The sequence below is a fragment of the Reyranella aquatilis genome (assembly GCF_020880995.1).
GTDB lineage: Bacteria > Pseudomonadota > Alphaproteobacteria > Reyranellales > Reyranellaceae > Reyranella > Reyranella aquatilis.
Window position 1 is genome coordinate 106,905 of record NZ_JAJISD010000004.1, and the last position, 17,598, is coordinate 124,502.

Genomic DNA, 17,598 nt, shown 5'->3' on the forward strand with positions numbered 1-17,598 from the left:
GAGGCCGGCAACGTGATGATTGCTGGCCGGGAAGAGTTCAGACCTTTGGCCTTCCCCCTCCGGCCCTTTCGGGCCGCCTCCCCCGTCTGGCGGGGGAGGAAATCATGATTGCGCTATGCGCCTACTACTCCGCCGCCTGCTTCAGCGGATCAATGCCCGGCGGATTGTTCGAGGGCTTCCAGCGCAGGACCGGCTTGCGGGCGGCCAGCGTCTCGTCGAGGCGGCGGCGCGGGGCGTAGAGCGGCGCGGCCTTGAAGTCCTCGGCCGCGGTGCCGGTCTTGGCCTTCGCGGTGAGCGAGCGCAGCGCGCCGATGAACTGGTCGAGGTCCTCCTTGGCCACGGTTTCGGTCGGCTCGATCAGCATCGCGCCATGCACCACCAGCGGGAAGTACATGGTCATCGGATGGTAGCCCTCGTCGATCATCGCCTTGGCGAAGTCGAGCGTGCTGACGCCCGTATCCTTGAGGAAGCTGTCGTCGAACAGCGCCTCGTGCATGCACGGCCCCTCGAAGGCCGGGCTCATCACATCCTTTAGGGCCGCCATCACGTAGTTGGCGTTCAGCACCGCGTCCTCGGCGACCTGCTTCAGCCCATCGGCGCCGTGACTCATGATGTAGGCCAGCGCGCGCGTGAACATGCCCATCTGGCCGTGGAAGGCCTTGAGCCGTCCCAGCGGCGCGCCCTCGACCTTGGCTCCGTCCTCGGCGACGCGCCACGTGTCGCCGTCCTTCACGATCCACGGATAGGGCGCATAGGGCGCCAGCGGCGCCGACAGCACCACCGGACCGGCGCCCGGACCGCCACCGCCATGCGGCGTCGAGAAGGTCTTGTGCAGGTTGATGTGCATGCAGTCGATGCCGAGGTCGCCCGGCCGCACGCGGCCGACGATGGCGTTGAAGTTGGCGCCGTCGCAGTAGAAGTAGGCGCCCGCCTCGTGCACGGCCTTCGAGATCTCGACGATGTCGCTCTCGAACAGGCCGCAGGTGTTGGGATTGGTCAGCATGATGGCCGCCACGTCGGGGCCCAGCGCCGCCTTCAGCGCGGCGAGATCGACACGGCCGCGGTCGTTGGCCGGGATCGGCTTCACGACGAAGCCCAGTGCCGCCGCCGTCGCGGGGTTGGTGCCGTGCGCCGATTCGGGCGCCAGTACCGTCTTGCGCTTGGCGCGCTCGCCCTTGGCCTCGAGGGCTGCGGCGATCGCCATCATGCCGCACATCTCGCCGTGTGCGCCGGCGGCCGGCGACATCGCCACGGCCGGCATGCCGGTGAGGGTCTTCAGCCAGTGCGCCAGGCTGTCGATCAGCTCGAGCGCGCCCTGCACGGTCGAGACCGGCTGCAGCGGATGGAGATCGCCGATGCCGGGCAGGCGCGCGACCTTCTCGTTGATGCGGGGGTTGTGCTTCATGGTGCACGAGCCCAACGGGTAGACGCCCATGTCGATGGCGTAATTCTTCTGGCTGAGCCGCGTGTAGTGCTGCACCACCTGCGGCTCCGCGAGCCCCGGCAGACCGATCGTGCCCTTGCGGCGCAGGCCGTTCAGCCGCTCCTTGACCTTGGGCGGTTCGGGCAGGTCGACGCCGCAGCGTCCGGTCTGGCCCATCTCGAAGATCAGCGGTTCCTCGATCTGGAGCGCGCGGTTGCCGGTGTAGGTGCCGTGATTGTTGGCGGAGCCGGTGGCGACGCCGCCGGCGCGTCCCTGGCTGCGGTCGAGCGACTGTACCATCACAGCACCTCCTTCAGGGCGGCGACCAGCGGGTCCATGCCCGCGTCGGTGGCCGTTTCGGTCGCCGCCAGCAGCAGCAGGTTCTCGACCGAGGGATCGTTGGGAATCAGGCGCGACACAGGAAGCCCGCCCAGGATGCGCTTGGCCGCCAGCGCCTCGACGACCTCGGCCGCGGGCTTCGGCAGCTTCACGGTGAACTCGTTGAAGAAGCTGTCGTTCAGCAGCTTCACGCCCGGCACGGCGGCGAGCTTGTCGGCGAGCTGCGAGGCCTTGGCGTGGTTCAGTTCGGCCAGGCGCGCGAAGCCGGCTTCGCCCAGCAGGGTGAGATGCACGGTGAAGGCCAGGGCGCAGAGCCCGGCGTTGGTGCAGATGTTGGACGTCGCCTTCTCGCGGCGGATGTGCTGCTCGCGCGTGGAGAGGGTGAGCACGAAGCCGCGCTTGCCGTCGGCATCGACGGTCTCGCCGACGAGGCGGCCCGGCATCTGGCGCATGTACTTGTCGCGGGTCGCGAACAGGCCGACGTAAGGACCGCCGAAGCCCAGCCCGTTGCCGATCGACTGGCCCTCGCAGACCACGATGTCGGCGCCCATCTCGCCCGGCGGCATCAGCAGGCCCAGCGAAACCACTTCCGTCACCACCACGATCAGCAGCGCACCGGCGGCGTGGCAGGCCGCGGCGAGCTTGGTGAAGTCGCGGATATGACCGAAGAAGCTCGGATTCTGCACGACCACGCAGGACGTGTCGCGATCGACCGCGGCGATCAGGTCCTCGAGGCCCTCGGCATCGGTCTTCGACAGGGCGGCGGTGAAGCCTTCCCACTTGGCCGTCGTTTCGATGACGCTGCGATACTGCGGATGCAGGCCGCCCGAGATCAGCGCCTTGTGCCGGCGGGTGATGCGGTTGGCCATCAGCACCGCCTCGGCGGTGCCGGTCGAGCCGTCGTACATCGAGGCGTTCGCGACATCCATGCCGGTGAGCAGGGTCACCTGGGTCTGGAACTCGAACAGGTACTGCAGAGTCCCTTGCGTGATTTCCGGCTGATACGGCGTGTACGAGGTCAGGAATTCGCCGCGCTGGATCATGTAGTCGACGGTCGCCGGCACATGATGGCGGTAGGCGCCGGCGCCGATGAAGAATGGCGTCGAGGCGGGCGACAGGTTCTTGGCGGCGAAGCCCTGGAAGGCACGCTCGACTTCGAGTTCGCCCTGGTGATCGGGCAGGCCGCCGACCTTGGCCGCCAGCCGCGCCGAGGCCGGCACGTCCCGGAACAGCTCGTCGACCGACTTGGCGCCGATCACGCTCAGCATCTCGCGGCGGTCGGCGTCGGTGAGGGGGAGATAACGCATCAGGCTCTTGCTCCTTGAGTAGTGTCCCCATCCTGAGGAGCATCGTGGCGCGATGCGTCTCGCAGGATGGGAACGAGCACCTTGTCCCTTGCCCATCCTTCGAGACGTGCCCTGCAGGCACTCCTCAGGATGAGGTTTGACTGGCTAGCCGAGGCTCTTCACGAAGGCGTCGTAGGCCGCCTCGTCCATCAGGCCGTCGAGTTCGCCCTTGTCGGCGAGCTTCAGCTTGAAGAACCAGCCCTTGCCCGTCGGCTCGGCGTTCACGTCGCCCGGCGTTTCGGCCAGCGCGGCATTGCTCTCGACGACCTCGCCGCTGGCGGGCGCGTAGATGTCGGACGCGGCCTTCACCGATTCGACGACGGCGCAGGCCTCGCCCTTGGCGACGGTGCGGCCGGCGGCCGGCACGTCGACGAACACGACGTCGCCCAGCTGCTCCTGCGCGTACTGCGTGATGCCGATCGTGCCGACATCGCCCTCTACGCGGATCCATTCATGTTCTTCGGTGTACTTGGTCTCGGCCATCTTGATCTCCTATCCGCGGTAGTAGGCGTGCTTGACGAAAGGCATGGGCACGATCTCGGCCGCCACGGGCTTGCCGCGCACCATGAGATCGACCTTGGTTCCGTTGGCTGACTGGCTGCGCTCGACGTAGCCCATGGCAATGGCGCGGCCCATGGTCGGCGAGAAGCCGCCCGACGTGACGGTCCCGACGGTCTTGCCGCCGATCACGATCTCCGCGCCCTCGCGCGCGATCGCCTTGCCTTCGGGCAGCAGGCCGACCCGCTTTCGCGACGAGCCTTCGGCGATCTGCTTCTGCACGACAGCAGCGCCGGGGAACCCGCCCTGCACACGTCGCTCCTTGCCGACGCTCCAGAGCAGCACCGCCTCGACCGGCGTCGTCGTGGTGTCGATGTCATGACCGTAGAGGCAGAGCCCGGCCTCAAGGCGCAGCGAATCGCGCGCGCCCAGGCCGATCGGCTTGACCTCGGGATGGCCGAGCAGCTTGCGCGCGATGGCGTCGGTCTGGTCGGCCGGCGTCGAGATCTCGTAGCCGTCGCCGCCGGTGTAGCCCGAGCGCGTGACGTAGCAGCGCGCGCCGTCGATCACGACATAAGCGCCGGTCATGAACTTCATGGTCGCGACCTGCGGTACCAGCCGCGACAGCACGGCCGACGCCTGCGGCCCTTGAAGCGCCAGCAACCCGCGCGAAAACATCGGCTCGATCTCGCACGTTGCCGAGAGATGCTTCTGCATGTGCGCGAGATCGGCGTCCTTGCAGGCCGCGTTCACGACCACGAGCAGGTGATCGCCCGTGCTGGTCACCATCAGGTCGTCGAGGATGCCGCCGGCATCGTTGGTGAACTGCGTGTAGCGCTGCTGGCCCGGCTGGAGCCCGGCGATATCGCCCGGCACCAGCGTCTCGAGCGCCTTCGCCGCGTTCTGGCCGGGCTTCGCGGTGAGCCGCACCTGGCCCATGTGCGAGACGTCGAACAGGCCGCAGGCGGTACGGGTATGGTTGTGCTCGACCAGGATGCCGGTCGGGTACTGGACCGGCATCTCGTAGCCGGCGAACGGCACCAGGCGCGCACCCAGCTCGCGATGAAGGTCGTAAAGCGGCGTGCGCTTCAGGGGGCCGGCGGATGATTCGGTCAATACAGTCTCCGTCACAGGTCGCGTTCGACGCGACCGGAGTCGCGCTGTCCCGACGCACGAAATGCGCCGTTCGCGACCCCCTCTGTCCGGAGACCTGAAAGATTCGCCGGCGCACGAGCCGGCTTACTTCGTCGGTGGGCGTGCGCCGAATGAGGCGCCCGCCGCTTTCCAGAGACCCATCCCCCTGCGGTCCATTTGCCTGAGAGTTTCCGGGGCCGGTTGCTCCTTCGGCGCCATCCTCGCGGATGGGCTCTCCCACAGGTTCGACTGGGCACGCGGACCATAGGCAGGGGCCCTCTTCCCGTCCACGCACAAAGCCTTCCCGAGCGCCAAATCACGGGGAAAATCCAACTTCCCCCTTGAAATTAAGTGATTACTCACTTATTTTGCGAGTGTCTGCTCACTTATGGAGGCTGACATGTTCATTCGTCGCTCGTTCAGTGAATTCCTCGTACTCCAGAGCGAGGCTCCGTCGCCCCCGCCGTCCGACTGGGTAATCGACTGGCGCTGGCTTTCCGACGCCGACACAGAGCGTTCCACTTTCGCGAGTGAGCGCTCCCTCATAGACTGCCCGGTATGGGAAAAGCCGAAGAGACCAAGGCCCGCGTAGAGCGCGCCGCACTCACGCTGTTCGTGGCGCGCGGCGTGGCGGAGACCACGACCCGGGAGATCGCCATGGCGGCCTCGATCGCCGAGGGCACGATCTACCGCTACTTCCCCAGCAAGGAGCAGCTCGCCCTCGACATTTTCCTCGGCCACCACCGCGCGCTGGCCGAGGCGCTGGCCGAGGCACAGCGGCCCGTCACGGGCCTGCGGGACAAGATCGAAGCGATCGTCCGCTGCTACTGCGAATGGGCGGACCGCGACTGGTCGCTGTTCGCCTATCACCTGCTGACCCAGCACCTGTTCCTGGCGATGGTCCCGGACGGCACGCCCAATCCGGTCGACGTGGTGCGGGAAGTCATCGTGAACGCCATGGCATCCGGCGAGATCCCGTCACGGGATCCCGACCTTGCGGCGGCCTCCGCCATCGGCACCGTCATGCAGCCCGCAACCTACAAGGTCTACGGCCGCTTCGAGGGGCCCCTCTCCGACCATGTGGCGTTCTTTGCCGATGCCGCGTGGGCGGTGCTGGCTGTGCCTCCGCGGTAACAAGCCCGGCGCCCGGAAGAGCGCGGCTCCCTTCAAGGGCTACGAGGCAGATCAGGCAGCGACGTAGACAAAGGCCTCGAGCCCGGACTTCAGGCGCACCGCGATTCGCTTGTAGTCCGCGACCTCGTAGGTGTCGGCGGCCGCCAACTCGGCCTCCGTGATCTTCAGGACGACGCCGGCTACTTCGTCGCCCACAAGGTCGGACGGGCGCGCGATCAGATGATGGGTCTTGCCACTGGTCCTCACGACCTCCGCATCCGTGATCTCCAGCAGCGACGTCGCGTAGCCAGGCAAGGCATCGGCGCGACCTTCGAGTCGACGGCCGAAGGTCGCAAGCTGCACGTCTTCCTGCTGCAGCGTGCCGTAGGAGAAGAGCCAGACCTCGGCTGTCGTCACGCCGGTGTCAGCCCTCGCGGGCGAGCGCCGTGAAGGCTTCGGCGAAGGCTTCGCGCGGGCCTCCGACGCCGGTTTCGTTGAAGATGTCGGCGGTGAGCGACTTCACGGCGTTCTCGTCGATGCGCACGCCGTTGTTCTCGAGGAAGCCGCGCGCGGCCGTCACGGCCTCGTCCATCGCGCCGCCGCGCTTGTAGAGCCGGTAGTAGTCGGGATGGCCGCCGCGGCCCAGCGCCTCGGCCAGCACGTCGGTGAAGTTCACGACCCTGAGCGACGGATAGATCGCCTCGGCGCCGGAGAGCGCGCGATGGCAGGAATGGTACATGGTGACGATCGTGTCGGCGCCGCCATCGAGCGCGCCTCTCACCAGGTCACGATGGATCGCCTGCTCGCGGTCCTTGAACTTCGCGGCCTGGCCGCCGCAGGCATAGGAGAAGCCGGAATCCTGAGGCAGGTCGACCAGTTCCAGGTTGGGCACGGCGCGCAGCAGGTTGCGGATGCTCTCCACCGTGGCGCCGATGCCGAGATGCTCGTGGATCACGACGCGACGCCTGGGCTGGTCGGCCTTGAAGCGCGCCTTCAGCGCGTCGAGGTTGGCCGCGAGGAATTCGCTCACATGGCCGAGGTCGAACGACGGCGCCTCGACGTCCTTCTCCAACTCGTCGAAGTTCTTGGTGCAGGTCGGGCACCAGGTCAGCACCTTCGAGGCGCCGGACTGGCCGAAGCGCTGGAAGGTGCGATGGCCCATCCGCTCGTAGGTCGGCAGATCGGCTTCCTGGAACTGATAGACGCCGCAGCAATGGGCGGTGCCGCCGACCACGTCGAAGTCGAGCTCCAGCGCGTCGAGAATGTCCATGACGTTCAGCACGATGTGCGGCGTGCGCAGCACGTTGCAGCCCGTGTAGAACAGCACGTCGGCGCTGCGCCGTTCGGCCGGCGCCAGGATCTTCTTCAGCGTCTCGGAGGGAAGCTGCATGCTGGCCAGCAGCCGCACCGCCTGCGCCATGTGGCGGAAACGGCCGGCGGCGTTCGCTGCGCCCTCCTGCACCGGCCGGGTCGCCTGCAGCGACTTCATCTTGGCGATGGTCACCCACTGGCGGACGTTGATCTCCTCGGGACAGGCGGCGGTGCAACGCGCACTGCCGTCGCAGGCACCCAGCCACTTGTCGAGCAGCGGCGCCGCGGCGCCGCCGTCCCGCGTCAGCGCAACGAGTTCACCGACGCGCTCGACGCCCTCGCCCATGTCGAGCCCGCTCTCGCGCGCCGTGGGACAGGCCTCGAAGCACTTGCCGCAGGTCGTACAGCGATCGGCCGCCTCGGCGACCAACGCTTCGAGTCTGTCGGCATAGGCGCTCATCAGCGTCCCATCTGCCGATTGTATTCGAGCTCCTCGCGCGACGGCTTGAGGCCGACGGCGATGCGGTAGCCACCGAGTTCGGAGAGCTGGCTGAACGGCAGGTTGAGCACGAGGTCTTCCTGCGACTGGCCGCGCGGGTTGGAGCCCGACAGCTTGAAGTCGGCGGTGAAGTCCTGCCCCTGGACGACCTGGCCGGAGGGGCCGAGCACGCGCACGAAATACGGCACGCGGGTCTGGCCTGGGACGATCGACGGACCGGCGCTCACGACCACCCGCATGATCACGTTCACTTCCAGCTGATTGCGCCGCAGCGTGCACTTGGAGCCGACGCCGTTCAGCGCGGCCTCGTACTCGACGTCGCGCGGATCGCGGCCCGGTCCGTCCTTGAAGTGGGTCAGACGGCCGGCATCCTGGACGGTGAACGGCACCGGGCAATAGATGCTCGACGGGTCGTCGTCCTTGCTGCCGCCGCAGCCGGCGAGGAGAAGGGTGGCCAGCGCAACGGGTGCAATACGCAGATACATCTTCAGGGTCATGCCAGTGTCTTGTGGGCGCCGTCGCACAACGGCTTCTTGGAGGAGTGCTTGCAGGCGCAGAGCCAGTAGTCGCCGCTCTTTTCAACGTTGTATTTCATCGGCGCGAGGCCGCTGCCCTTGTGGCTGCCGTCACAGAAGGGCTGGGCCTTGCTCAGCCCGCAGGAGCACCACCAATAGTCCTTGCCCGCCTCCAGAGAGACCTTCGCAGGCGCCTTGGCCGCGACAACCGGCTCGGTCATGTTGCTTTCCCCGTTGCGGCGGCTTTGTTACGGTGCCGCGCCAAATCCGTACTGCACGGACTCTAGGCAATGGTCCGCAGGCCCGCAAGCGAGCGGGTCGTCCTCCCGTTGAACGATTTTCATGATTGCCCAGAAGAAGCCGCTCACGATCCTGCTCGCCAGCCCGCGCGGCTTCTGCGCCGGCGTCGATCGCGCCATCCAGATCGTCGAGCGCGCGCTCGAACGCTACGGGCGGCCGGTCTATGTACGCCACGAGATCGTTCACAACCGCTTCGTGGTCGAGAACCTCGAGGCCCAGGGTGCGATCTTCGTCGACGAGCTCGACGAGGTGCCGGACGACAGGCCCGTCGTATTTTCCGCGCATGGCGTGCCGAAATCCGTGCCCGCCGAAGCCGCCCGTCGCAACCTGCTCTATGTCGACGCGACCTGCCCGCTGGTTTCGAAGGTCCATCGCGAGGCCGAACGCCACGCCCAGTCGGGCCGCACGGTCATCCTGATCGGCCATGCCGGCCATCCCGAGGTGATCGGCACGATGGGTCAGCTGCCGCCGGGCAAGGTGGTGCTGGTCGAGGACGTGGCGCAGGCCGAGCGGCTCACCGTGCCCGATCCGGAGAATCTCGCCTACGCCACACAGACGACCCTGTCGGTCGACGACACGACCGGCATCGTGGCTGCATTGCGCCGCCGGTTCCCCTCGATCCAGGGTCCGAAGATGGAAGACATCTGCTACGCCACCACCAACCGGCAGGCGGCGGTCAAGGCGATCGCCGAGCGCTGCGACGCGATGGTGGTGATCGGCGCGCCCAACTCGTCGAACTCGATGCGGCTGGTCGAGGTCGCCGCCAACTACGGCTGCGCGAAGTCGCGGCTGGTGCAGCGCGCCGCCGACATGGACTGGGACTGGCTGGGCTCCTCGCGGCGCCTCGGAATCACCGCCGGCGCCTCGGCGCCCGAGCTGCTGGTCGACGAGCTGATCGAGGCCTGCCGCGCGCGCTACGACGTCACCGTCGAGGAAGTGCGCACCACCGAGGAAAGCGTCGTGTTCAAGCTGCCGCGCGCGCTGGTGGCCTGACGTGGCGGTTTACACGGAAGTCGGCGACACCGAGCTCGAAGCCTTTCTCGCCGAATACGACATCGGCCAGGCCGATTCCTTCAAGGGGATCGCCGAGGGCGTCGAGAACACCAACTTCCTCCTGACTACGACGAAGGGCCAGTACATCGTCACGCTCTACGAGAAGCGCGTCGATCCGCGGGATCTCCCCTTCTTCCTCGGCCTGATGGATCATCTCGCCGCGCGCGGCATCACCTGCCCGCAGCCGATCCACGGCCGCGACGGCAATGCGCTGCGGACGCTCGCCGGCAAGCCGGCGGCGATCACCAGCTTTCTCCACGGCATGTGGCCGCGCCGCACGACGGTCGCGCACTGCGCACCCGTCGGCGAGGCGCTCGCCGGCCTGCATCTCGCGGGCCAGGACTTTCCGCTCAGGCGGCCCAATGCCCTGTCGGTCGCCGGCTGGCGCCCGCTCTGGGAGGGTTCGCGCCGGCACATCGATGCCGCGCTGGACCGCGAGCTGGGCGCCGAGATCGAATTCTTCGAAGCCAACTGGCCAAGCGGCCTGCCGGCCGGCGTGATCCATGCCGACCTGTTCAACGATAACGTCTTCTTCCTGCAGGACAGGCTGTCGGGCCTGATCGACTTCTACTTCGCCTGCAACGACCTCTTGGCCTACGACGTCGCGATCTGCCTCAACGCCTGGTGCTTCGAGGCCGACAGTTCCTTCAACGCGACCAAGGCGCGCGCGCTGCTGCAGGGCTACGAGCGCGTGCGCAGGCTCTCCGACGAGGAGAAGCAGGCGCTGCCGCTGCTCGCCCGCGGCTCGGCGCTGCGGTTCGCACTGACGCGGCTCTACGACTGGGTGCACACACCGCCCGACGCGCTGGTCAAGCGCAAGGACCCGCAGGAGTATCTGGCCCGGCTGCGTTTCCATCGCGCCGTTTCGTCCCTGTCGGACTATGGATTGTAAGAGGGACGCGTGAGCGAAGCGGCAAAGGTCGAGATCTTCACCGACGGCGCGTGCAGCGGAAACCCTGGCCCGGGCGGCTGGGGCACCATCCTGCGCATGGGAGACAAGGAGCGCGAGCTATCCGGCGGCGACCGCGCGACCACCAACAACCGTATGGAGCTGATGGCCGCGATCCAGGGCCTCGAAGCACTGAAGCGGCCCTGTCATGTCCGGCTTTTCACCGACAGCACCTACGTGAAGGACGGCGTGACCAAGTGGATCCACGGCTGGAAGAAGAACGGCTGGAAGACGTCCGACAAGAAGCCCGTGAAGAACGCCGAACTCTGGCAGCGCCTCGATGCCGCCCGCGCCGTGCATCAGGTCGAATGGCACTGGGTGAAGGGCCATAGCGGCCATCCCGAGAACGAACGCGCCGACGCTCTGGCCCGCGCGGCGATCCTGTCGTTGAGGACGACGCGCTGAGTTCGCCGCGCTGATTTCCGGGAGCCCGCTCAGTTCCGCTTGGGCTGTGCCGGCACCGGCTTCTTTTCGACCTGCTTTTCCATCACGAGATCGAAGCCCTCGCGCGTGCCGTCGCAGGGATTGTCGCCCTCGGCGAGACGCCAGACCTGCGACTTGCCCGAGCGACGGAAGTTGAGCAGGCCGGCGACCTTGCAGGGCGTGCCCTTCTCGACCTTGGCGACACGGAACGCCACTTCGCCACGGATCTGCACGAGGTTTGGCGCGATGCGCTCGACCACACCGTCGATCGAGGTCCAGTCGCCTTCGGTGCCCGGCGCGACGCTGTCGAGGCGGCCCTTGACCACCCAGACCGCGCCCTGGCGCGTGACCGAAAGCTCGCCCGGCTTGGCGCCCTTGATCTTGGCGTAGCGGCCCCAGGAGATCTTGCGCGCGTCGGCGAACATCTGCGCCTCGGCGTCGGAATCGATGATCGTCCGCTCGACCGCATGGGGTGCCTTCGGCAACGGCGAGGACAGGTTTGAAACGGGAGCGCCCTTCTCGACCACGGGCGCGCGATCGGGGGGCGGCGCCGGATAATAGGAAGAAGGCGGCTGCGTCTGGCCCGCGGGAGCCTGCGCGAAAGCCGGCGCGGCAAGGGCCGCAACACCGGCGAGGGCGATCGACGAGAGGGTTTTGTTCATTTGCGGGGATTTTACCCGAGCGCCCTGCGGTGCGCTATCGCTTCCCGCCGAGACCCGGTGGCGGTGCGGCGGGTTGGGCCGGGGCCGCGGGCGCGTTGGCGGGGCCCGCAGCGGAAAGACCTGCCTCGGCGCGGCGCGCGGCCGCCGAGCCCGAGGGTACCAGGCGCAGCACACGGTTGAAGTCGCTGTTGGCCGCATCCCGCGAGCCGCGCGCCAGATTGGCATAGCCGCGTTCCAGCAGCGCTTCCGAATGGTCGGGCGCGATCGACAGGGCGCGGTTCGCATCGACCAGCGCGCGGCCCGGGTCGCGGGCGTTGCGCCAGGCGGCGGCGCGCAGGACCAGCACCTCGACATCGTCCTGGCGGAGCCGGATGGCGCGGTCGAAGTCGGAGATGGCGCGCGGCCAGGCCTGCATGGCCGCATAGGAAAGACCGCGATCGACCCAGAGATCGGGATCGTCGGGCTTCAGTTCGAGCGCCTTGCTCTGGGCGGCCGCGGCCTTCTCGGCCGCGCCGGTCTCCATCCACGACTGCCCGGCCTGCGCCCACAGTTCGGCCCGCAGGCCGGGCCGGTCGTTGCCCATGTCGCGGGCGATGGCCTCGAACTGTGCCGCCGCCTGGGCATGCTTGCCGGACTGGAACATCGCGACGGCAACGCAATGGCGGGCGCCGAGGCCGCCGCCTTCGACGATCCACTTCTCGGCTGCCGGCAACGCCTTCAGCGGCTCCATCCGCGCGAGCCGCATGCAGTCGGTGTAGCGCTTGAGATGATCGGGACTGGATTCCAGCCCGGGCGGTCCCGGCAGGGGCCGGGCGGGGACCACGGGAATGGGCTGGGCCAGGGACGGCGATGCGACGAGGAGACCGAGCAGCGGCCACAGCGGATTGCGACGAAACAACATGGTTGAAAAGAACAGCGCCTGAGCGTTTCTGACAAGATGACAAGACGCCTTTTCATTTTCGGACTGGGCTACAGCGGCCTTGAAATCGCCAGGCTTGCCAGGGCGCAGGGCTGGTCGGTGGCCGGCACCTGCACCACGGAAGAAAAAGCGCGCAGACTATGCGCGGAAGGCATCGAGGCGCATGTCTTCGACGGCTCCGCGCCGCTGCCGGAGCCTTCTTTCGGCGCGGCCACCCATGTCGTCTGCACGGTGGCACCCGGAACAGCCGGCGATCCGGCGCTGCGCAGCTGCCGGGCGCTGCTCGGCCGCACACGATGGCTGGGCTACCTCTCCACAACGGGCGTGTACGGCGATCACGAGGGTGCCTGGGTCGACGAGACGACACCGACCCTGGCAACGCAGCCGCGCAGCCTGCAGCGGCTCGCCGCCGAGCAGGGCTGGCGCGACGTCGCGAGGGAAAGTGGCGCGGCTCTGCACATCTTCCGGCTGCCGGGCATCTACGGCCCCGGCCGCAGCACCCTCGACCGGGTGATCGACGGCACGGCGCAGCGGATCGCAAAGCCCGGCCAGTTCTTCTCGCGCATCCATGTCGCCGATCTTGCCGCCAGCGTCGTCAAGGCGATGGAACGCGAACGCGGGATCGAGATCTGGAACGTGGCCGACGATCTGCCGGCCGCCAACGCGGATGTCATCGCGCACGCCTGCGAACTGCTGGGACGGCCGGTGCCGCCGGCTGTATCGTGGGAGGAAGCCGCACCGTCCATGTCGGCGATGGCGCGCTCCTTCTATGCGGAAAGCCGCAAGGTGAGGAACGAGAAGCTGAAGCGCGAACTGGGCGTCGTGCTGCGCTATCCGACGTATCGCGAAGGGCTGAAGGCGATCGCGGCGGCGGAAGGATAACGAGGAAGGATCAATGGAGCGCGCCACTCCAGTGGTGCTCATATCCTCAACGACGAAGCTTGAGCGCCACTGGAGTGGCGCGCTCCGATGAAGCGGCTCGAACTTAGCTCACCAGCTCCTCGACGGTCGCGATCAGGCGGGCGATGTCGGCGGGCGTGCTGAGGCGGTGGTCGCCGCCCTTGATGAACGTCGTGATCACTTCCGGCGCGTCGAGATGCTTCGCGATCTGCAGCGAATACTCCCACGGCACGTCCGGATCGCTCTGGCCATGCAGCAGCCGCACCGGACAGGGCAGCGCGAGCGGCTTGTCGAGCAGCAGGTGATCGCGCCCCTCCTCGATCAGCTTCCAGGTGAAGACCGACGGTTCGGGCGAATACTGCGACGGGCGTTCGAGCCTTCCGTCGCGCTCCAGCGTCACGCGGTCTTCGGGCGAGAGGCCCTTGAGCAACATGCGCTCGGTGAAGTCGGGCGCGGCAGCGATCAGCACCAGGCCGGCGAGCCGCTCCGGACGTGCGCGCGCCGCCAGCAGCGAGAGCCAGCCGCCCATGCTCGATCCGACCAGCACCAGCCTGCCGGACGTCAGCCGGTCGAGGACGGCGAGCGAGTCGTCGAGCCATCGGCCGATCGTTCCATCCTCGAAGCGACCCGAGGACTGGCCGTGACCGAGATAGTCGAAGCGCAGGAAGGCGCGCCCGGTCTTTTCGGCCCAGGCTTCGAGCGCCACGGCCTTCGTGCCCGTCATGTCGGAACGGAACCCGCCGAGGAAGACGACGGTCGGGGTCCGACCCTCTGTCGTTGCATAGGCGATGGTGTTGCCGTCGTCGCGCTGCAGCCGCTCGACCCTACCCACGTTCTTCCTCCCGTGTTACCTGCTGCCTCCCCTTGATCGTGTAACCAAAAGCAAAGCCCGTGTCCGCGCCGACCCTGCTGCAAATCGTTCCGACCCTGGCCGGCGGCGGCCTCGCGCGCGCCACGCTGGAAGCAGCGCAGGCCGTCATCGCCGCGGGCGGCTCCGCCATCGTGGCCTCGCCCGGCGGCAGCATGGTGCCGGACCTGCTGAGGCTGCGCGCCAGCCATATCGAGATTCCGCAAACAAATCATGCGATGTGGGGCCGTCTGACGCTGCCCGGCAGGCTGGCGGCAGGCCTGCGAGAGGCGAAGGTCGACCTCGTGCAGGCGCGGTCGCCCGCCACCGGCTGGGTGGCCCGTGCGCTCGCGCGTCGCCTCGGGGTCAAGTGGATCGCGACCCTGCACCGGCCGTTCCTCGCGTCGGATTTCACCGGCCGCTTCGTCGAAGGACGCCAGTCGCGCGCCGACGCCGTGATCGCCGTCTCCCAACATGTCGCGCACGATGCGCTGCAACGCTTCCCGACCCTGCAGGACCGGCTGGAGATCATCACCCCGGGAATCAACTTCGACCGGTTCGACCCCGCGCTCGTGCGCGCCGACCGGCTGATCCGCCTGGCCGGCGAGCTGCGCGTGCCGGACGGCAGCCACCTCATCCTCTGCCCGGCGCGGTTCGGCGAGGACAATGGCCAGAAGCTCCTGGTCGAGGCGATCGGGCGGCTGGGCCGCGAAGACGTGTTCTGCCTGCTGCTGGGCTCGACCGGCGTGCCCACGCCGTTCGAAAAGGAACTGGAGCGCAGCATCGAGGCGGCGCAACTGAACGGCCGCGTGCAGATCGGTCCCTATGTCGACGACATGCCGGCTGCCTACATGCTGGCCGACGTGGTCGTCTCCACCGGCGGCGCGCGCCAGGGCTTCAGCCGCTCGCTCGTGGAAGCACAGGCGATGGGCCGGCCGGTCGTCGCCGAGGATGGCGGCGGTGCGGCCGAGACGCTGCGGCCGGACGGCGTCACCGGCTGGATCTCGCCGGCCGGCGATGCGGCGGCGCTCGCGGAGGCGCTGCAGGCAGCCCTGTCGCTGTCCGGCGAACGCCGGGCGGAGCTCGCAAGGGCAGCCCAGGAACACGCCCGCAGCACCTACAGTCTGGCGCAGACCAACCAGCAGGTGCTGGCGCTGTACCATCGGCTGGCCGGGCGCTGACCTTGACTCGCGGGGGGCCGGCAACTATGTCCGAGCCCATGGAACGCCGGTTTTTCACCGCTCCTGCCGTTATCACCACCGTCCGAACTTGAATCGGCCGGGCTCGCACGCGTGCGGCTTCCCGGCCTGCTTTCGCCTGACCGTTCGGGTCGGCGGATGAACTGCGTTCGGAATTTCGTCAGTCGGTGAACAAAATGATCAACATCTCCCTGCCGGACGGCTCGGTCCGGTCCTTCGACAAACCTGTCAGCGGCGCCGAGATCGCGGCCTCGATCGGGCCCGGCCTCGCCAAGGCCGCGCTGGCGCTGCGCGTCGACGGCAAGATGGTCGACCTCGCCCATGTGGTCGATCGCGATGCCAAGATCGGCATCGTGACGTCGCGCGACCCCGATGCGCTCGAACTGCTGCGCCACGACGCGGCGCACGTGCTCGCCCAGGCGGTCCAGGAACTCTATCCCGGCACGCAGATCACGTTCGGCCCCTCGACGGAGGACGGCTTCTATTACGACTTCGTGCGCGACCAGCCCTTCTCGCCCGAGGACTTCGCGAAGATCGAGCAGCGGATGGCCGAGATCGTCGATCGCGACCTGCCGATCGAGCGCTCGGTGTGGGACCGCGCGCGCATCAAGCAGTACTTCATCGAGCACGGCGAGAAGTTCAAAGCCGAATGGGCCGACGAACTGCCGCAGGACGAGGAGATCTCTGTCTACAGGCAGGGCGACTGGCTCGACATGTGCCTCGGCCCGCACCTCCCCTCGACGGGCAAGCTCGGCAAGGCGTTCAAGCTCACGAAGGTGTCGGGCGCCTACTGGCGCGGCGACAGGAACAACGCCCAGCTGCAGCGCGTCTACGGCACGGTCTTTTTCTCCGACAAGGACCTGAAGGCGTACCTGCACCGCATCGAGGAGGCCGAGAAGCGCGACCATCGCCGCCTCGGCCGCGAGATGGGCCTCTTCCACCAGCAGGAAGAAGCCGCGGGCATGGTGTTCTGGCACCCCAAGGGCTGGACGTTCTGGCGCACGCTGGAGAGCTACCTGCGACGGAAGCTCGACGCCGCCGGCTATCAGGAAGTGAAGACGCCGCAGCTCGTCGATCGCAAGCTGTGGGAGGCGTCGGGCCACTGGGAGAAGTTCCGCCAGAACATGTATCTGAGCGAGAACGAGGAAGGCCTGCGCGAATTCCTCGAAGACGACGAGAAGCGCATCTTCGCGCTGAAGCCGATGAACTGCCCCTGCCACGTGCAGATCTTCAACCAGGGGCTTCGCAGCTACCGCGAGCTGCCGCTGCGCATGGCCGAGTTCGGCTCGTGCCACCGATTCGAGCCATCGGGCGCGCTGCACGGCATCATGCGCGTGCGCAACTTCACGCAGGACGATGCCCACATCTTCTGCACCGAGGAGCAGATCGAGAGCGAGACGATCCGCTTCTGCGAACTGCTGGGCTCGATCTACCGCGACCTGGGCTTCCCGGACTACTTCGTGAAGTTCTCGGACCGGCCGCCGGTGCGGGCCGGCTCGGATGCGGTGTGGGACCAGGCCGAGGGCGCCCTCAAGTCGGCGTCAAAGGCGGCCGGCCTCGAGCTGCAGCTCAATCCCGGCGAGGGGGCGTTCTACGGGCCCAAGCTGGAATTCGTGCTGCGCGACGCCATCGGCCGCGACTGGCAGTGCGGCACCCTGCAGGTCGACTTCGTGCTGCCCGAACGGCTGGACGCGACCTATGTGGCCGAGGACGGCTCGCGCAAGCGGCCCGTCATGCTGCACCGCGCCATCTTCGGCAGTTTCGAGCGCATCATCGGCATCCTGATCGAGAACTATGCCGGGCGCTTCCCGCTCTGGCTGGCGCCGACGCAAGCGGTGGTGGTCACGGTCGTGAACGATGCCGACGGCTATGCCGAGGAGGTCGCCGCCGCCCTGCGGCAGGCCGGCATGCGGGTCGACACCGACCTGCGCAACGAGAAGATCAACTACAAGGTCCGGGAGCACTCTCTCGCCCACGTGCCGCTGATCATCGCGGTCGGCCGGCGCGACATGGAGAACCGCACGGTCGCGATCCGCCGGCTGGGCTCGGAAAAGCAGGAGGTCCTTGAACTCGGGGCCGCCGTCACTACACTTTCTAATGAGGCCAGGCCGCCCTTCTAGGGCGGTCCGGTCTCGATCCCCGCCCCGTTTCCGGGGCTTCAGCACAGG

The 17,598-nt window shown here is 67.8% G+C and carries 18 protein-coding genes and 2 riboswitches; of the genes, 7 read left to right on the top strand and 11 right to left on the bottom strand.

Features of this window, described 5'->3' with window-relative positions; all coding sequences use genetic code 11:
• Positions 1-124 precede the first annotated feature (124 nt).
• The 4 genes from gcvPB to gcvT all read right to left on the bottom strand — a co-directional run bounded on the left by gcvPB (position 125) and on the right by gcvT (position 4,722).
• Positions 125-1,723, bottom strand: a complete 1,599-nt coding sequence (gcvPB, locus tag LJ725_RS10955; RefSeq protein WP_230550693.1) for an aminomethyl-transferring glycine dehydrogenase subunit GcvPB — start codon at positions 1,721-1,723, stop codon at positions 125-127.
• The gene (gene gcvPA, locus LJ725_RS10960; RefSeq protein WP_230550694.1) at positions 1,723-3,069 is read right to left on the bottom strand and encodes an aminomethyl-transferring glycine dehydrogenase subunit GcvPA; all 1,347 of its coding nucleotides are present in this window, start codon (positions 3,067-3,069) and stop codon (positions 1,723-1,725) included. The genes gcvPB and gcvPA overlap by 1 nt, the downstream gene beginning before the upstream one ends.
• A gap of 144 nt (positions 3,070-3,213) precedes the next feature.
• On the bottom strand, positions 3,214-3,591 hold the full coding sequence (gene gcvH, locus LJ725_RS10965) for a glycine cleavage system protein GcvH (RefSeq protein WP_230550695.1): 378 nt from the start codon (positions 3,589-3,591) through the stop codon (positions 3,214-3,216).
• A gap of 9 nt (positions 3,592-3,600) precedes the next feature.
• The gene (gene gcvT, locus LJ725_RS10970; protein ID WP_230550696.1) at positions 3,601-4,722 is read right to left on the bottom strand and encodes a glycine cleavage system aminomethyltransferase GcvT; all 1,122 of its coding nucleotides are present in this window, start codon (positions 4,720-4,722) and stop codon (positions 3,601-3,603) included.
• 80 nt (positions 4,723-4,802) lie between these two features.
• Positions 4,803-4,896, bottom strand: a riboswitch (glycine riboswitch).
• A 3-nt stretch (positions 4,897-4,899) separates the two neighbouring features.
• Positions 4,900-4,990: riboswitch (glycine riboswitch) on the bottom strand.
• Positions 4,991-5,298: 308 nt separating this feature from the next.
• Here gcvT and LJ725_RS10975 point away from each other — a divergent pair.
• Entirely contained in the window at positions 5,299-5,874 is a 576-nt protein-coding gene (locus LJ725_RS10975) for a TetR/AcrR family transcriptional regulator (RefSeq protein ID WP_230550697.1), read from the top strand.
• A gap of 51 nt (positions 5,875-5,925) precedes the next feature.
• On the opposite strand, the gene LJ725_RS10980 is transcribed toward LJ725_RS10975, so the two are convergent.
• The 4 genes from LJ725_RS10980 to LJ725_RS10995 are packed head-to-tail and all read right to left on the bottom strand — an operon-like array spanning position 5,926 to position 8,399.
• A complete protein-coding gene (locus LJ725_RS10980; RefSeq protein ID WP_230550698.1) occupies positions 5,926-6,270 on the bottom strand; it encodes a gamma-glutamylcyclotransferase family protein in 345 nt (114 codons plus the stop codon).
• Between the two features lie 7 nt (positions 6,271-6,277).
• Positions 6,278-7,624, bottom strand: coding sequence for a (Fe-S)-binding protein (locus tag LJ725_RS10985; protein ID WP_230550699.1), 1,347 nt, complete (start codon positions 7,622-7,624; stop codon positions 6,278-6,280).
• Entirely contained in the window at positions 7,624-8,160 is a 537-nt protein-coding gene (locus tag LJ725_RS10990; RefSeq protein WP_230550700.1) for a hypothetical protein, read from the bottom strand. The genes LJ725_RS10985 and LJ725_RS10990 overlap by 1 nt, the downstream gene beginning before the upstream one ends.
• Positions 8,157-8,399, bottom strand: a complete 243-nt coding sequence (locus LJ725_RS10995; RefSeq protein WP_230550701.1) for a CDGSH iron-sulfur domain-containing protein — start codon at positions 8,397-8,399, stop codon at positions 8,157-8,159. Before LJ725_RS10995 ends, LJ725_RS10990 begins: the two co-directional genes overlap by 4 nt.
• A 121-nt stretch (positions 8,400-8,520) precedes the next feature.
• Between LJ725_RS10995 and ispH the strand changes: the two genes are divergently transcribed.
• From ispH to rnhA, 3 genes are read left to right on the top strand one after another with little or no spacing between them, the layout of a single operon-like run.
• Complete coding sequence (gene ispH / locus LJ725_RS11000) at positions 8,521-9,471, top strand: 4-hydroxy-3-methylbut-2-enyl diphosphate reductase (RefSeq protein ID WP_230550702.1); 951 nt, start codon at positions 8,521-8,523, stop codon at positions 9,469-9,471.
• Between the two features lies 1 nt (position 9,472).
• A complete protein-coding gene (locus LJ725_RS11005) occupies positions 9,473-10,423 on the top strand; it encodes a homoserine kinase (RefSeq protein WP_230550703.1) in 951 nt (316 codons plus the stop codon).
• A 9-nt stretch (positions 10,424-10,432) separates the two neighbouring features.
• Entirely contained in the window at positions 10,433-10,885 is a 453-nt protein-coding gene (rnhA, locus tag LJ725_RS11010; RefSeq protein ID WP_230550704.1) for a ribonuclease HI, read from the top strand.
• Positions 10,886-10,914: 29 nt separating this feature from the next.
• Here rnhA and LJ725_RS11015 read toward each other — a convergent pair whose 3' ends face one another.
• Together LJ725_RS11015 and LJ725_RS11020 are read right to left on the bottom strand one after the other, a co-directional pair.
• On the bottom strand, positions 10,915-11,565 hold the full coding sequence (locus LJ725_RS11015) for a hypothetical protein (protein ID WP_230550705.1): 651 nt from the start codon (positions 11,563-11,565) through the stop codon (positions 10,915-10,917).
• Positions 11,566-11,599: 34 nt separating this feature from the next.
• Positions 11,600-12,466: a tetratricopeptide repeat protein gene (locus tag LJ725_RS11020; protein ID WP_230550706.1), complete on the bottom strand. Its 867-nt coding sequence runs from the start codon at positions 12,464-12,466 to the stop codon at positions 11,600-11,602.
• Between the two features lie 36 nt (positions 12,467-12,502).
• Between LJ725_RS11020 and LJ725_RS11025 the strand changes: the two genes are divergently transcribed.
• Positions 12,503-13,366: an SDR family oxidoreductase gene (locus LJ725_RS11025; RefSeq protein ID WP_230550707.1), complete on the top strand. Its 864-nt coding sequence runs from the start codon at positions 12,503-12,505 to the stop codon at positions 13,364-13,366.
• Positions 13,367-13,469: 103 nt separating this feature from the next.
• On the opposite strand, the gene LJ725_RS11030 is transcribed toward LJ725_RS11025, so the two are convergent.
• On the bottom strand, positions 13,470-14,216 hold the full coding sequence (locus LJ725_RS11030; RefSeq protein WP_230550708.1) for an alpha/beta fold hydrolase: 747 nt from the start codon (positions 14,214-14,216) through the stop codon (positions 13,470-13,472).
• A gap of 59 nt (positions 14,217-14,275) precedes the next feature.
• Here LJ725_RS11030 and LJ725_RS11035 point away from each other — a divergent pair, with 59 nt between their 5' ends.
• Positions 14,276-15,412, top strand: coding sequence for a glycosyltransferase (locus LJ725_RS11035; protein WP_230550709.1), 1,137 nt, complete (start codon positions 14,276-14,278; stop codon positions 15,410-15,412).
• A 194-nt stretch (positions 15,413-15,606) separates the two neighbouring features.
• Entirely contained in the window at positions 15,607-17,550 is a 1,944-nt protein-coding gene (gene thrS / locus LJ725_RS11040; protein ID WP_230550710.1) for a threonine--tRNA ligase, read from the top strand.
• Positions 17,551-17,598 lie beyond the last annotated feature (48 nt).

Excerpts from the sequence above, each read along its gene's own strand:
- LJ725_RS10995 (WP_230550701.1), bottom strand. The coding sequence starts at position 8,399 with ATGACCGAGCCGGTTGTCGCGGCCAAGGCGCCTGCGAAGGTCTCTCTG.
- LJ725_RS10985 (WP_230550699.1), bottom strand. The coding sequence starts at position 7,624 with ATGAGCGCCTATGCCGACAGACTCGAAGCGTTGGTCGCCGAGGCGGCC.
- LJ725_RS10975 (WP_230550697.1), top strand. The coding sequence starts at position 5,299 with ATGGGAAAAGCCGAAGAGACCAAGGCCCGCGTAGAGCGCGCCGCACTC.
- thrS (WP_230550710.1), top strand. The coding sequence starts at position 15,607 with ATGATCAACATCTCCCTGCCGGACGGCTCGGTCCGGTCCTTCGACAAA.
- gcvPB (WP_230550693.1), bottom strand. The coding sequence starts at position 1,723 with ATGGTACAGTCGCTCGACCGCAGCCAGGGACGCGCCGGCGGCGTCGCC.
- gcvPA (WP_230550694.1), bottom strand. The coding sequence starts at position 3,069 with ATGCGTTATCTCCCCCTCACCGACGCCGACCGCCGCGAGATGCTGAGC.
- LJ725_RS11015 (WP_230550705.1), bottom strand. The coding sequence starts at position 11,565 with ATGAACAAAACCCTCTCGTCGATCGCCCTCGCCGGTGTTGCGGCCCTT.
- LJ725_RS10990 (WP_230550700.1), bottom strand. The coding sequence starts at position 8,160 with ATGACCCTGAAGATGTATCTGCGTATTGCACCCGTTGCGCTGGCCACC.
- LJ725_RS11020 (WP_230550706.1), bottom strand. The coding sequence starts at position 12,466 with ATGTTGTTTCGTCGCAATCCGCTGTGGCCGCTGCTCGGTCTCCTCGTC.
- gcvH (WP_230550695.1), bottom strand. The coding sequence starts at position 3,591 with ATGGCCGAGACCAAGTACACCGAAGAACATGAATGGATCCGCGTAGAG.
- ispH (WP_230550702.1), top strand. The coding sequence starts at position 8,521 with ATGATTGCCCAGAAGAAGCCGCTCACGATCCTGCTCGCCAGCCCGCGC.
- LJ725_RS11025 (WP_230550707.1), top strand. The coding sequence starts at position 12,503 with ATGACAAGACGCCTTTTCATTTTCGGACTGGGCTACAGCGGCCTTGAA.